Genomic DNA, 13,240 nt, shown 5'->3' on the forward strand with positions numbered 1-13,240 from the left:
CTTCTGCACGGTGCCTATTTCACGGTGCCGATGCCACGCGGTCCACGCGACAGCGACACAATTCCGGACTGCACGAGCTCCCGGATCCCGTAGGGCTCCAGCACGCGCAACAGCGCATCCAGTTTGTCCTGGGTGCCGGTGGCCTCGATGGTCAGGGATTCGTTCGACACATCGACGACCTTGGCGCGAAACAGGTTCACCGCCTCGATGACCTGACCGCGGGTGGTCGCGTCGGCGCGCACCTTGATCAGCGCCAGCTCACGCGCGACGGAGTTGTCCTCGTCCTGCTCGACGATCTTGATCACGTTGACGAGCTTGTTGAGCTGTTTGGTGATCTGCTCGAGCGGCGCCTCTTCGACGCTGACCACGATCGTCATCCGGGACATGTCCTTGTGCTCGGTGGCACCGACCGCCAACGACTGAATGTTGAACCCGCGCCGGGAGAACAGCGACGCCACCCTGGCCAGCACACCGGGTTTGTCCTCGACGAGCACCGACAGTGTGTGCGTCTTGGCGCCCATCAGGCGTGCCCCTCTTCCGGGTCGTCGAACAGCGGGCGGATGCCCCGGGCGGCCTGGATCTCGTCGTTGCTGGTGCCCGCGGCGACCATCGGCCACACCTGGGCGTCGGCGCCGACGATGAAGTCGATCACCACCGGGCGGTCGTTGATCTCCCGCGCCTGCTTGATGACGGCCTCGACGTCTTCGGCGCGCTCACAACGTAATCCGACGCAACCGAGCGCCTCGGCCAGCTTCACGAAATCCGGGATGCGGCGCGAGTGGGTCGCCAGATCCGTTTGGCTGTACCGCTCTTCGTAGAACAGCGTCTGCCACTGCCGGACCATGCCGAGGTTGCCGTTGTTGATCACCGCCACCTTGATCGGCGCCCCCTCGACCGCGCAGGTGGCCAACTCCTGGTTGGTCATCTGGAAGCAGCCGTCGCCGTCGATGGCCCACACCTCGGCCTCGGGCCTGCCGAACTTGGCGCCCATCGCGGCGGGCACCGCGAAACCCATGGTGCCGAGGCCGCCGGAGTTCAACCAGGTCTTGGGCTTTTCGTAGGAAATGAACTGCGCGGCCCACATCTGGTGCTGCCCAACGCCTGCCACGTACACCGCGTCGGAACCCGCCATCTTGCCCAGCGTTTCGATCACGTACTCCGGCGACAGGCTGCCGTCGCTCTGCGGGCCGTAGCTCAGCGGGTAGGTCGCTTGCACGCCGCGCAGATACTGCATCCAGTTGTCGATCTCGATGTTCTCGAGCGCACCGTCGCGGCGCAGCGCCTCGATCAGATCGACGATCACGTTCTTGACGTCACCGACGATCGGCACGTCGGCGAAGCGGTTCTTGCCGATCTCGGCGGGGTCGATGTCGGCGTGAATGACCTTGGCCTCGGGCGCAAACGAATCCAGCTTGCCCGTCACCCGGTCGTCGAAGCGGGTGCCCAACGCGATCAGCAGATCGCTGCGCTGAAGGGCGGCCACCGCGGACACCGTGCCGTGCATACCGGGCATGCCCATGTTCTGCGGATGGCTGTCGGGGAACGCCCCGCGCGCCATCAGCGTGGTGACCACCGGGATGCCGGTCAACTCGGCCAGCCGGCGTAGCTCCTCGCTGGCGTCGCCGCGGATCACGCCGCCGCCGACATAAAGCACCGGCTTGCGCGCGGCGGCGATCAGCTTGGCCGCCTCCCGCACCTGGCGGCTGTGCGGCTTGGTGTTGGGCTTGTAACCGGGCAGGTCCAGCTGCGGCGGCCAGCTGAACGTGCACTGGCCCTGCAGCACATCCTTGGGGATGTCGACGAGCACCGGCCCAGGGCGGCCCGACGAGGCGATGTGGAACGCCTCGGCGATCACCCGAGGGATGTCGTCGCCGTTGCGGACCAGGAAGTTGTGCTTGGTGATCGGCATCGTGATGCCGGAGATGTCGGCTTCCTGAAACGCGTCGGTGCCGATCAGGCCGCGCCCGACCTGACCCGTGATCGCCACGACCGGAATGGAGTCCATGTGCGCGTCGGCCAGCGGGGTGACCAGGTTGGTCGCACCGGGACCCGAGGTCGCCATGCACACCCCGACCTTGCCGGTGGCGTGCGCGTAGCCGCTGGCGGCGTGGCCTGCGCCCTGCTCGTGGCGGACCAACACGTGGCGCAGCTTCTTCGAATCGAAAAGCGGGTCATAGACCGGCAAGACGGCGCCGCCGGGAATGCCGAAGACGACATCGACGTCGAGCACCTCCAGGGCCCGGATTACGGCCTGCGCTCCGGTGAGCTGTTGTGGCTCAATGCGTTCGACCGAGGCAGCGGCAGTCTCGGCGGCTGGTTTCGCAGCGGCGGACGCGGCGGCTCCGCCGTTGGGCGTGGTCGCCGACTTCTCCGGTGCCCGCGTGGTGGTTGCGCTCACGGTGTCTGTCTTTCTCCTAAATCCTGTGCGGATCCGTATCTAGGGTCTCAAATCGGTGATCGGGCAAGAAAAAACCCCCGCCAGCTGGGCTGCTGTACGAGGGTCGCGCGTCGATGCTGGTGGCTATGCCCGGCAGAGGGCAAGCGCGGCATCGACGCGCTTCCCAATTACTACGAGCAATCCCGGGGCCTGCATAACCGTCGACGGTAGCCTCTGCACTGGTCACAGGTCAAATTCGGGTGCAGCCGGCCTCCTCACATTGCCGGTCGGATTCCCGATGGTGCGAAGATGGCCTGGTGAGCTCCCCCGCCGCGTCGAACCCCGTCGTCATCCGGATCTCCCCGATGGCCCATTTGGCGGTCGGATTCCTGACGCTGGGCCTGCTGGCGATCGTGATGGCCGGACCCAGCTGGACGCCGGTGCTGTTCGTCATCCCGGTGCTGCTGTCGGCATACATCGGTCGCTACCGGACGGTGGCCGACCGCGAGACGGTGACCGCGCGGACATTCCTGGACAGCCAGACCATCCGGTGGGACGACATCGCGGGCCTGCAGTTCGGCAAGGGCACGTCGGCCTACGCCGACCTCAAGGACGGCAGGAAGGTGCGGCTGCCCGCGGTGACGTTCGCGACGCTGCCCCGGCTGACCGCGGCAAGCGGCGGACGGGTACCCAACCCGTATGAGTAAGGGGCCTATGCCAGCGGGTTGCCGCCGTTGAGCAGCACCCAGATCGCGATCCCTGCGCCCACCCCGAGCACCAGCGCGGCGATCGACCCGATGAACGGCCGTCGCGCCCAGCCCCGCGCGGCGTCCAGCCCATACCGGCCGGGTCCGACCAGGATGATGACCGCGACGGCGACCCCCAGAAACACCTGATACTCGTGCCCGTCGGTGAGGAACGCCGCCAGCCGGGCCTCCTCATGGGCGACCATCGCCTCGGCCAGCACCCCGGTCACCAGGTAGGCCAGCGCGCCGGCCGCGGCCACCGGGGTGAACAAACCGAGCACCAGCAGCACACCGACGGCGATCTGACCGAACGTCGTCACATAGGTCAGGATGTCGGGGTACTGAAAGCCCAGCGTGGCCAGCTCGGTCTTCCAGCCGTCCAGGCCGGGACCACCCCAGAGCCCGAACGCCTTCTGCAGCCCGTGCGTGATGAACAGCACGCCCACCGCGACCCGCAACAGCAAGAGGCCGAGATCCTGGGTGCCCCTGCGGTCCCCTGGCCCGGCCACGTCGGGTTCGATCGCCGCGGGTTCGGGTGAATACGGGGTCGCGTGCCGTCCGCCCGGCTGCACGTACGGCAGCGGTTCGGGGTCGTTGAGCAGCGCGAACCCGGGTGTCACCGACGCCGAACCGCCCGAGTCGTAGGGCGGGATCGCCGTGGTTTCGAAATCCCCTGCGTAGTTGGCCGACGGCAGGTCGTCCTCGGGGTCGACCAGGCTTGCCGACGCCGGCCGCCCAGCCGCGTCGTCGGGCCGCTGCCAGGCGCGTGGGTCATGGGGTTGACTGGTCACGGTGCCAGAGTAAGTGCAAGTCACCCGCGAACCGGGGATTGGCGCGGTGCTTTCGGCGCTTATTCGCCGGGTTGGCCCAGCGCATCGGCAGGTGCGCGTGGCGCAGATCGCCGAACGATCCGTAACCTGGCTCGCATGAAACTGCGCGCGCCGATGCGAGGTGTGGTCGCCGTCGTGTGCGCGGCGTTGCTGGTCGGGTCCGGCTGCGCCCGGTTCGACGACGCGCAGTCGCAGCCCTTCACCACCGAGCCGGAGCTGGCGCCGGGGCCGACGACGACGCCGACGCCTCCGCCGCCGCTGCCGCCGAAACCGTTCCCGAAGGCCTGCCCGGCCCCCGGCGTGATGCAGGGCTGCTTGGAGAGCACGAGCGGGTTGATCATGCTGCCCGACAGCCAGTCGGCGCTGGTGGCCGAACGCACGACCGGGGCCGTCAAGGAGGTGTCGGTCCGGGCCGAACCGAAGGTCAAGGCCACCCTTCCGGTGGACGGGTCCGGCGACGGCGGGCTGATGGACATCGCATTGTCGCCGACCTACGCCCAGGACCGGTTGATGTATGCCTACGTCAGCACGCCGACCGACAACCGGGTGATCCGCATCGCCGACGGCGACATCCCCAAACCGATCCTCACCGGCATCCCCAAGGGCGCCGTCGGCAACACGGGCTCGCTGATCTTCACCAGTCCCACGACGCTGCTCGTGCAGACCGGGGACGCCGGAAACCCGGCCGACGCGGCCAACCCGGCCTCGATGGCGGGCAAGGTGCTGCGCATCGAGCAGCCCACGACCGTCAACCAGGCGCCGACGACGACCGCGCTGTCGGGCATGGGCTCGGCCGGCGGCATGTGCATCGACCACTCGGACGGCTCGCTCTACATCACCGACCGCACCCCGACCGCCGATCGGCTGCAGCGCATCACCAAGGATTCGAAGACCTCGACGGTGTGGACGTGGCCGGACCGACCGGGCGTCGCGGGGTGCGCGGCGCTGGACGGCACGGTGCTGGTGAACCTGGTCAACACCAAGCAGACCGTCGCCGTGCGGCTGGCCCCGGATACCGGCGCGGTCACCGGCGACCCGGAGGTGGTGCGCCAGGACCAGCACGGGCACGCGTGGGCGCTGGCGCTGGCACCGGACGGCAACGTGTGGGGCGCGACGGTCAACAAGACCGCAGGCGGCGCGGAGAAGCTCGACGACGTCGTGTTCCCGTTGTTCCCGCAGGGTGGCGGCTTCCCGCGCCGCAACGCGGACAACACCTGATCGCGCGCTAGTTGCAGGCTTCGAGGACCAGTTCGCGCACCCGTGCCGCGTCGGCCTGACCCTTGGTGGCCTTCATGACGGCGCCGACGATCGCACCTGCGGCCTGCACCTTGCCGCCGCGGATCTTCTCGACGATGTCGGGGTTGGCGGCCAGAGCGTCGTCGACGGCGGCCTGCAGCGCGGAGTCGTCGCGGACCACCTCGAGGCCACGGTCGGCCATCACCTGCTCGGGGTCGCCTTCCCCGGCGAGCACGCCCTCGACCACCTGACGGGCCAGCTTGTTCGACAGCTTGCCGTCGTCGACGAGCTTGACCACCGCGGCCACCTGCGCGGGCGTGATCGGCAAATCGGACACCTCCACCCCATCTTCATTGGCCTTCTGCACCAGGAAGTTGCCCCACCACGCCCTGGCGGCCTCGCTGGATGCACCGTGCTCGACGGTGGCCGCGATCAGGTCGAGCGCGCCGATGTTGACCAGGTCGCGCATCACCTCGTCGGAGACCCCCCACTCCTCCTGGGTGCGCTTGCGTGTCACCCAGGGAAGCTCGGGGATGGTCTTGCGCAGCCGCTCGACGAGTTCGGCGTCGGGTGCCACCGGCTCCAAGTCGGGTTCGGGGAAGTACCGGTAGTCCTGCGCGGTTTCCTTGCTGCGGCCGGGTGAGGTGTAGCCGTCCTCGTGAAAGTGCCTGGTCTCCTGGATGACTCGGCCGCCCGATTCGAGAACAGCTGCCTGACGGCGCATCTCGTAGCGGACCGCGACCTCGACGCTCTTCAGCGAGTTGACGTTCTTGGTCTCGGTGCGGGTACCGAACTCGGCCTGCCCGATCGGCTTGAGCGAGACGTTGGAGTCACAGCGCATCGACCCCTGATCCATGCGCACATCCGATACCCCCAGGCCCCGCAACAGGTCTCGCAGAGCGGTCACGTAGGCGCGGGCGGTCTCGGGAGCGCGGGCGCCGGCACCCTCGATCGGTTTGGTGACGATCTCGATCAGCGGCACGCCGGACCGGTTGTAGTCGATCAGCGACGTGGTCGCACCCTCGATGCGGCCGGTGTCGCTGCCGAGGTGGGTCAGCTTGCCGGTGTCCTCCTCCATGTGGGCGCGCTCGATCTCGACGCGCCAGGTGCTTCCGTCGTCGAGCGGGATGTCGAGGTGGCCGTTGATCGCGATCGGCTCGTCGTACTGGCTGATCTGATAGTTCTTGGGCATGTCCGGATAGAAGTAGTTCTTCCTGGCGAACCGGCACCACGGCACGATCTCGCAGTTGAGGGCCAGCCCGATGCGGATCGCGGATTCGACGGCCTGCTGGTTGAGCACGGGCAGCGAGCCGGGCAGGCCCAGGCACACCGGGCACACCTGGGTGTTGGGTTCGGCGCCGAACTTGTTGGCGCAGCCGCAGAACATCTTCGTCGCCGTCGACAACTCGACGTGCACCTCGAGGCCGAGCACCGGCTCGTAGCGGGCAATCACGTCGTCGTAATCGAGCAGTTCGGAAGCGGCGACAGTCATGGCAGCGAGTCTAGTGGTGGCCGGTCAGCCCAGTTTTGGGTGCACGCCGGGGATCAGGCCCGCCGCGGCGGACATCCGTTGCAGCAGATGCAGGACGTTCGTGCGCTCGGCGGCCGTCAACGTGGCGGTGATCTCGTCCTCCTGCGCGCGCCCGACGGCGTCGAGTTCCGGGAGCAGCTGGCGGGCCTTGTCGGTCAGCGTCACGGCGAACGCCCGGCGATCGCTCGGGTGCGGCATCCGCTTGACCAGCCCCTGCCCCTCCATCCTGTCGACCACCGTCACCATCACGTTGCGATGGATGTCGAGCTGCGCGGACAGTTGGCGTTGAGACTGGCCGTCGTCCGCCGACAGCGCCTTGAGCACCGCGTAGGTCCGTGGCTCGACACCGAACGGTTGCAGCCGGCGCACGAAGTCCTCGGCGAGGTAGACGCCGAGCTGAGACAGCAGGAACGGGATGCGCTCGTGTAGTGCGCCGATGCCCATCGAGCGCTCGTCCATGCGCCGACACTAGCACTCGCAGTGATAGTCACCTACGGTGATAATCATACAAGATGACTAGTTAGGAGCGCTATGCACATCGCGATCTTCGGCGCCAACGGCCCGACCGGCCGACTGGTGACCCAACGGGTGCTCGAGGCAGGCCACTCTGCCGTCGCGGTGACGCGGCGACCGCGCGACTTCCCGCTCACCGACGACCGGCTGACCGTGGCGCGCGCCGACGCGAAAGACGCCACGGCGGTGAACGACGTCGTCGCCGGGACCGACGCGGTGTTGTCGAGCCTGGGCGTGCCGTTCAGCCTGCGACCGATCGACACCTACTCCGCCGGCGTCGAGAACATCGTGGCGGCCATGCACGCGAACAAGGTCCGCCGGCTGGTCGTGGTGAGTTCGACGGGCGGTCACCACTACCCCGACCGGGTCGATCCGCCGTTCGCACTGCGGATCGTGGAGCCGATCATCACCCGCACAATCGGCAAGAGCACCTACGACGATCAGCGTCGCATGGAGAACATCGTGACCGGCAGCGGGCTCGATTGGACGGTGGTGCGCCCGTCGGGGCTGTTCGATCTGCCGGCGACGACCAGTTACGTTGCCGGAGAAGTGAATCCGGTGGGCGCGTTCACCGCGCGCATCGACCTCGCCGACTACATGACGCGGCTCGCCGCCGACACGGCCACCGCCGAGAAGACCGTCGTCGTCTCGACCACCGAGCAGGTGCCCTCGATGTGGCAGATGATGCGCCGCGAAGCCACCACGGTCGCCTGATCCTTCAGCGCGAGCGGGACAGACTCAGCCGAAGAACTCCGCGGCGTCGTCGTATCGGCTCTGCGGCACCAGCTTCAGCTGACGGGTGGCGTCGGCCAGCGGAACCCGCCCGATCTCCTGCCCGCGCAGCGACACCATCATTCCGTACTCGCCCGCGTGTGCGGCGTCGGCGGCGTTGACGCCGAAGCGGGTGGCCAGCACGCGGTCGAAGGGGGTCGGCGTGCCGCCGCGCTGCACGTGCCCGAGCACGGTGACCCGCACCTCTTTGTTGATGCGCTTCTCGACCTCGACACCGAGCTGCTGCGCGACGCCGGTGAACCGCTCGTGGCCGAACTCGTCGAGTCCGCCCTCGCGCAACTGCATCGTGCCCTCGGCGGGTTTGGCGCCCTCGGCCACCACGCAGATGAAGTGCGAATCGCCCCGCACGAAGCGCGCTTTGATCAGCCGGCAGACCTCCTCGACGTCGAACGGCTGCTCAGGGATCAGCGTCATGTGCGCGCCCGAGGCCAGGCCGGCGTTGAGCGCGATCCAGCCGGCGTGCCGGCCCATCACCTCGACCAGCATCACGCGCTGGTGCGATTCGGCGGTGCTGTGCAGCCGATCGATGGCCTCGCTGGCGACGCCGAGCGCGGTGTCGTGACCGAATGTCACGTCGGTGCAGTCGATGTCGTTGTCGATGGTCTTGGGGACGCCGACCACCGGAACGTTCTCCTCGGACAGCCAGTGCGCGGCGGTCAGCGTCCCTTCGCCGCCGATCGGGATGAGCACGTCGATGCCGTTGTCGTCGAGCGTCTGCTTGATCTGGTCCAGCCCGGCCCGCAACTTCTCCGGATGCACCCGGGCGGTGCCCAGGATGGTGCCGCCCTTGGCCAGCAGCCGATCGTTGCGGTCGTCGTTGGCCAGCTGGACGCGCCGGTTCTCCAGCAGGCCGCGCCAACCGTCCTGAAACCCGACGACCGAAGACCCGTACCGCACGTCGCAGGTGCGCACGACCGCCCGGATCACCGCGTTCAACCCGGGACAGTCGCCACCGCCAGTGAGAACTCCGATCCGCATGGTTCCCATCCTCCCCGAGCGGACCGTTGTTCGCGCCCCTACTCGACGTTTGCGTTCAACCCGGTGCGCTCGGCGGCTACATGGCCGACGGCAACGGGCCCCGCGCGGCCTCGTACGCGGCGCCGACGCGGTAGATCCGGTCGTCGGCCAGCGCAGGTGCCATGATCTGCAGGCCGACGGGCAGGTTGTCGTCGGAGGACAGCCCCGACGGCACCGACATCCCGCAGTGGCCCGCGAGGTTCAGCGGCAGCGTGCACAGATCGAACAGGTACATCGCCAGCGGGTCATCGACCTTCTCCCCGAGACCGAACGCGGTGGTCGGGGTGGTCGGCGAGATGAGCACGTCGACGCGCTGGTAGGCCTCGTCGAGGTCGCGGGCGATCAACGTGCGCACCTTCTGCGCCTGGTTGTAGTAGGCGTCGTAGTACCCCGCCGACAGCGCGTAGGTGCCGATCATGATGCGGCGCTTGACTTCTGGGCCGAAGCCGGCGGCGCGGGTCAACGCCATGACCTCCTCGGCGCTGTGGGTGCCGTCGTCGCCGACCCGCACCCCGTACCGCATGCCGTCGAAGCGCGCGAGGTTCGACGACACCTCCGAGGGCAGGATCAGGTAGTAGGACGACAGCGAGTAGTCGAGGTGCGGGCAGTCCACCTCGGTCACCTCGGCACCCAGCTCGGTCAGCTGACTCACCGCGGCGTTGAACGACTCCAGCACCCCGGGCTGATAGCCGTCGCCGCGCAGCTGGCGCACCACGCCGATCCGCACGCCCTTGAGGTCACCGCTCGCGCCGGCGCGCGCCGCGCCCACCACGTCGGGGATCTCGACGTCGAGGGACGTGGAGTCGCGCCGGTCGTGCCCGGCGATCAGCTGATGCAGGAGCGCGGTGTCGAGGACGGTGCGCGCGCACGGCCCGCCCTGATCGAGCGACGACGCGCACGCCACCAGCCCGTACCGCGACACCGTCCCGTACGTCGGCTTCACCCCGACGGTCGCGGTCAGCGCCGCGGGCTGACGGATCGACCCGCCGGTGTCGGTGCCGATGGCCAGCGGCGCCTGAAAAGCCGCGAGCGCCGCCGCGCTGCCGCCACCGGATCCCCCCGGCACCCGCTCGACGTTCCACGGGTTGCGGGTCGGGCCGTAGGCGGAGTTCTCGGTGGAGCTGCCCATCGCGAACTCGTCCATGTTGGTCTTGCCCAGGATCGGGATGCCGGCCGCGCGCAGCCGCACCGTCACCGTCGCGTCGTACGGTGACTGCCAGCCCTGAAGGATCTTGGACCCGCAGGTGGTGGGCATATCGGTGGTGGTGAACACGTCCTTCAACGCCACCGGGACACCGGCCAGCGGCGAGGGCAGGTCCTCCCCGGCGGCCACCGCCGCGTCGACGCGCGCCGCCGCGGCCAGCGCCCGGTTCTCCGCGACGTGCAGAAACGCGTGGTAGCGCTCGTCGGTGGCGGCGATCTGGTCGAGGCAGGCCTTGGTGACCTCTGCCGAGGACACCTCCTTGCGTGCGATCTTGTCGGCCAGCATCGCCGCGTCCAGCCGGATCAGGTCGTTCATTCGGCCTCCCCCAGGATGCGCGGCACGCCGAACCGGCCGTCGACCGCGTTGGGCGCCTCGGCCAGGGCTTCCTCCTGGCTCAGCGACGGCTGCACCTTGTCGGGCCGGAACACGTTGACGTCCTTGAGCGGGTTGTCGGTGGGTGCGACGCCGGTGACGTCGACGGCCTGGATCTGGCTGACGTGGCCGATGATGGCGTCCAGCTGACCGGCGAAACTGTCCAGCTCGTCGTCGGTCAGGGCCAGCCGGGCCAGGCGCGCGAGGTGAGCCACCTCGTCTCGAGAGATCTTCGACACGCCGTCAACCCTAGCCAGTGCCGTCGTCGCCGCCCGCGCTGCCGAGGGCCCAAGGCTGTGTAACAGTGAGCGCGTGCCTTCGTATCTGCTGCGAGTCCAGCTCGAGGACCGCCCGGGCAGCCTCGGCGGGCTGGCCGTGGCGCTCGGCTCGGTGGGCGCTGACATCTTGTCGCTCGACGTCGTCGAACGGGGGTCGGGTATCGCGATCGACGATCTGGTCGTCGAGCTGCCGCCCGGGTCGATGCCCGACATGCTGATCACCGCCGCCGAGAAGATCGACGGCGTGCACGTCGATTCCGTCCGGCCGCACACCGGGCTGCTGGAGGCCCACCGCGAGCTGGAGCTCATCGACCGCGTCGCCGCCGCACCCAGAAAGACCAAGCTGCAAGTGCTCGTCGACGAGGCACCCAAAGTGCTGCGGGTCGGGTGGGCGTCGGTGATCCGGCTGGCCGAAACGGGACCGCAGCGCATCGTCGGCAGCACGGGAGCGCCCGAGACGCCCACGGTCGACACGCCATGGCTGCCGCTCGAGCGCGCCGAGGCGCTGGACGGGGCCGCCGACTGGGTGCCGGCGCTGTTGCGCGAGATGAACACCACGTTGGCCGCCGCACCGCTGGGCGATCCCCGCACCGCGCTGGTGGTCGGGCGGCCGGGCGGGCCGCAGTTCCGGCCGTCGGAGGTGGCGCGGCTGGGCTATCTGGCCGGCATCGTCGCGACGATTCTGCGCTGAGTCCGCGCGCGTCACCGGCTGTTACCGTGGGCTGATATCCGCTTGACGCACCGCCGCACGCCGTACGGAAGGGTTCCGCGTGGACACGCTGCTGATCGTACTCGCCATCGTCCTGCTCGCCGCGGCCGTCATCGTGCTGGTCGTGGCCTTGCGCCGGCCGAAGAATACCGAATCCGGTGCGGACCGCCAAGACCCGCTGAAGTTCGCGGCGACCATGCCGCAATTCGGTCCTCGCCAACTCGGGCCGGGCGCGATCGTCTCCCATGGCGGCGTGGACTATGTCGTGCGCGGTTCGGTCACGCTGCGGCAAGGCCCGTTCGTCTGGTGGGAGCATCTGCTCGAAGGCGGTGGCGAACCGTTGTGGTTCAGCGTGGAAGAAGACGAAGGCCGGCTGGAACTTGTGATGTGGCAACGCCGTAAAGACGTCACGCTCACCCCCGACGGCCCGCTCGAGGTGGACGGCATCTCCTACCGAGAGATCGAAAGGGGCCGCGCGTCGTTCACCACCGAGGGCACCACGGGCCTGCCCGCCGGCGGCGAGATGGAGTTCGCCGACTACGCCGACGCCGGCGAGACGTCGTTTCTCGGGTTCGAGCGGTGGGCGGCGGACATGCCGTGGGAGATCTCCATCGGAAAGCCCGTGCAGCCAGGCGAATTGACCGTGTATCCGGCCCCGCCGCCGAGCGCTTAGGAACGTCGTTGCCCCTGCACCGCCTGGCCGTCAGCCCAGCCGACGTCTCCGGGGCCGGGCTGCGGCTCGCACTCAACACGGCCGCGCCGACGCCTCTCGCCGTCTGCCGGTTGCGTCACCCCGACGGCGGCGAACTCGTCCTCGGGGTGCTCGGCGCCTCCCACGTCGTCTCGGTCAAGTGCGCGAATTCCTCGTTTTCCGAGGAGGTTTCGTGTACTGCTGTGGCCCCCACCCCGTTGCCGGGTCGTGCCGTCGCGCCCGGCTACCTGCTTCGGTCGCGGCACGAGGCACACGATGAGACGAGTTTCCGCGCGCTGGCTCGGCTGCTGCGTGAGCGCTGCGCGCAGAGCACCGGGTGGCTCGGCGGCGCGTTTCCCGGCGACGACGCCGCGCTGACGGCGCTGTCCGCCGAACCCGACGGTGACGGGTGGCGGTGGCGCACCTGGCATCTGTATCCGCACCCGTCCGGTGGCGGCACCGTCGTGCACACGAACAGCCGGTGGCGGCCATGAGCCGCACCAACCTGTTCTGGCTCGCCGGCGGTCTGGCCGTCGGCGGCATCGTCTGCCTGATCCTCGGCATCTCGATGCTGCCCGACATCCGAACGCATGTGGCCGAAACCTACCCCGCGTATTCGCATGGCGCGCAAGCCACGAGCTATGAATGCACGGGGTCACCCGCCGAAGTGGCCGACCGGCTGGCGGACTACAAGAGCCCGGAGGCCCGCGCCACCGACCGCGGCTCGGAGTACCTGCGCTACAACGACGACATCGTGATCGTCGGCCCAGACGGCAACCGTCCGTGCACCATCCGCGTGGAGGACATCAACGCCCGATACAGCCACGGCGGTTTCATCTTCCTGGGGCCCGGGTTCTTCCCCGGGTCCCCGGCGGGCGGTGCGGGCGGTAGCCCCGGCGGCCCCGGGGGAACGAAATGACGCCCGCACCAACCCTGATCGGTTA

The 13,240-nt window shown here is 68.8% G+C and carries 15 protein-coding genes; 7 read left to right on the top strand and 8 right to left on the bottom strand.

The genetic code is table 11. The features are described from left to right. Nucleotides 1-14: 14 nt before the first annotated feature. Together ilvN and G6N28_RS02215 are read right to left on the bottom strand one after the other, a co-directional pair. Nucleotides 15-521 carry an acetolactate synthase small subunit gene (gene ilvN, locus G6N28_RS02210; protein WP_163896833.1) on the bottom strand — a complete coding sequence of 169 codons (507 nt, stop codon included), beginning with the start codon at nucleotides 519-521 and terminating at the stop codon, nucleotides 15-17. Beyond that, nucleotides 521-2,398: an acetolactate synthase large subunit gene (locus tag G6N28_RS02215; protein WP_163896834.1), complete on the bottom strand. Its 1,878-nt coding sequence runs from the start codon at nucleotides 2,396-2,398 to the stop codon at nucleotides 521-523. The genes ilvN and G6N28_RS02215 overlap by 1 nt, the downstream gene beginning before the upstream one ends. A gap of 344 nt (nucleotides 2,399-2,742) precedes the next feature. Here G6N28_RS02215 and G6N28_RS02220 point away from each other — a divergent pair, with 344 nt between their 5' ends. After that, on the top strand, nucleotides 2,743-3,084 hold the full coding sequence (locus G6N28_RS02220; protein WP_163905750.1) for a PH domain-containing protein: 342 nt from the start codon (nucleotides 2,743-2,745) through the stop codon (nucleotides 3,082-3,084). 5 nt (nucleotides 3,085-3,089) lie between these two features. On the opposite strand, the gene G6N28_RS02225 is transcribed toward G6N28_RS02220, so the two are convergent. Further along, nucleotides 3,090-3,914, bottom strand: a complete 825-nt coding sequence (locus G6N28_RS02225) for a DoxX family protein (protein ID WP_163896835.1) — start codon at nucleotides 3,912-3,914, stop codon at nucleotides 3,090-3,092. Between the two features lie 135 nt (nucleotides 3,915-4,049). Between G6N28_RS02225 and G6N28_RS02230 the strand changes: the two genes are divergently transcribed. Then, entirely contained in the window at nucleotides 4,050-5,171 is a 1,122-nt protein-coding gene (locus G6N28_RS02230) for a PQQ-dependent sugar dehydrogenase (RefSeq protein WP_163896836.1), read from the top strand. 7 nt (nucleotides 5,172-5,178) lie between these two features. Here the strand turns inward: G6N28_RS02230 and gatB are convergent, their stop codons facing one another. After that, complete coding sequence (gatB, locus tag G6N28_RS02235) at nucleotides 5,179-6,681, bottom strand: Asp-tRNA(Asn)/Glu-tRNA(Gln) amidotransferase subunit GatB (RefSeq protein ID WP_163896837.1); 1,503 nt, start codon at nucleotides 6,679-6,681, stop codon at nucleotides 5,179-5,181. A 24-nt stretch (nucleotides 6,682-6,705) separates the two neighbouring features. Then, nucleotides 6,706-7,179 carry a MarR family winged helix-turn-helix transcriptional regulator gene (locus tag G6N28_RS02240; RefSeq protein ID WP_163896838.1) on the bottom strand — a complete coding sequence of 158 codons (474 nt, stop codon included), beginning with the start codon at nucleotides 7,177-7,179 and terminating at the stop codon, nucleotides 6,706-6,708. Between the two features lie 72 nt (nucleotides 7,180-7,251). Between G6N28_RS02240 and G6N28_RS02245 the strand changes: the two genes are divergently transcribed. Next, nucleotides 7,252-7,947 carry an NAD(P)-dependent oxidoreductase gene (locus tag G6N28_RS02245; RefSeq protein ID WP_163896839.1) on the top strand — a complete coding sequence of 232 codons (696 nt, stop codon included), beginning with the start codon at nucleotides 7,252-7,254 and terminating at the stop codon, nucleotides 7,945-7,947. 24 nt (nucleotides 7,948-7,971) lie between these two features. Here the strand turns inward: G6N28_RS02245 and G6N28_RS02250 are convergent, their stop codons facing one another. The 3 genes from G6N28_RS02250 to gatC all read right to left on the bottom strand — a co-directional run bounded on the left by G6N28_RS02250 (nucleotide 7,972) and on the right by gatC (nucleotide 10,857). Then, on the bottom strand, nucleotides 7,972-9,003 hold the full coding sequence (locus tag G6N28_RS02250) for an ATP-dependent 6-phosphofructokinase (protein WP_163896840.1): 1,032 nt from the start codon (nucleotides 9,001-9,003) through the stop codon (nucleotides 7,972-7,974). A gap of 76 nt (nucleotides 9,004-9,079) precedes the next feature. After that, a complete protein-coding gene (gene gatA / locus G6N28_RS02255; protein ID WP_163896841.1) occupies nucleotides 9,080-10,561 on the bottom strand; it encodes an Asp-tRNA(Asn)/Glu-tRNA(Gln) amidotransferase subunit GatA in 1,482 nt (493 codons plus the stop codon). After that, nucleotides 10,558-10,857 (bottom strand): Asp-tRNA(Asn)/Glu-tRNA(Gln) amidotransferase subunit GatC, encoded by a 300-nt coding sequence (gene gatC / locus G6N28_RS02260; protein WP_163896842.1) that lies wholly within the window; start codon nucleotides 10,855-10,857, stop codon nucleotides 10,558-10,560. Before gatC ends, gatA begins: the two co-directional genes overlap by 4 nt. A 73-nt stretch (nucleotides 10,858-10,930) precedes the next feature. Between gatC and G6N28_RS02265 the strand changes: the two genes are divergently transcribed. From G6N28_RS02265 to G6N28_RS02280, 4 genes are all read left to right on the top strand, one after another. Beyond that, the gene (locus G6N28_RS02265) at nucleotides 10,931-11,587 is read left to right on the top strand and encodes an ACT domain-containing protein (RefSeq protein ID WP_163896843.1); all 657 of its coding nucleotides are present in this window, start codon (nucleotides 10,931-10,933) and stop codon (nucleotides 11,585-11,587) included. Between the two features lie 79 nt (nucleotides 11,588-11,666). Then, on the top strand, nucleotides 11,667-12,278 hold the full coding sequence (locus G6N28_RS02270) for a DUF4178 domain-containing protein (protein ID WP_163896844.1): 612 nt from the start codon (nucleotides 11,667-11,669) through the stop codon (nucleotides 12,276-12,278). Nucleotides 12,279-12,286: 8 nt separating this feature from the next. Next, a complete protein-coding gene (locus G6N28_RS02275) occupies nucleotides 12,287-12,790 on the top strand; it encodes a DUF2617 family protein (protein WP_163896845.1) in 504 nt (167 codons plus the stop codon). Then, nucleotides 12,787-13,215 (top strand): DUF4247 domain-containing protein, encoded by a 429-nt coding sequence (locus G6N28_RS02280; RefSeq protein WP_163896846.1) that lies wholly within the window; start codon nucleotides 12,787-12,789, stop codon nucleotides 13,213-13,215. The genes G6N28_RS02275 and G6N28_RS02280 overlap by 4 nt, the downstream gene beginning before the upstream one ends. Nucleotides 13,216-13,240: the final 25 nt, after the last annotated feature.

Origin of the sequence: Mycolicibacterium pulveris (assembly GCF_010725725.1) — a bacterium.
In the GTDB taxonomy this organism is placed as follows: domain Bacteria; phylum Actinomycetota; class Actinomycetes; order Mycobacteriales; family Mycobacteriaceae; genus Mycobacterium; species Mycobacterium pulveris.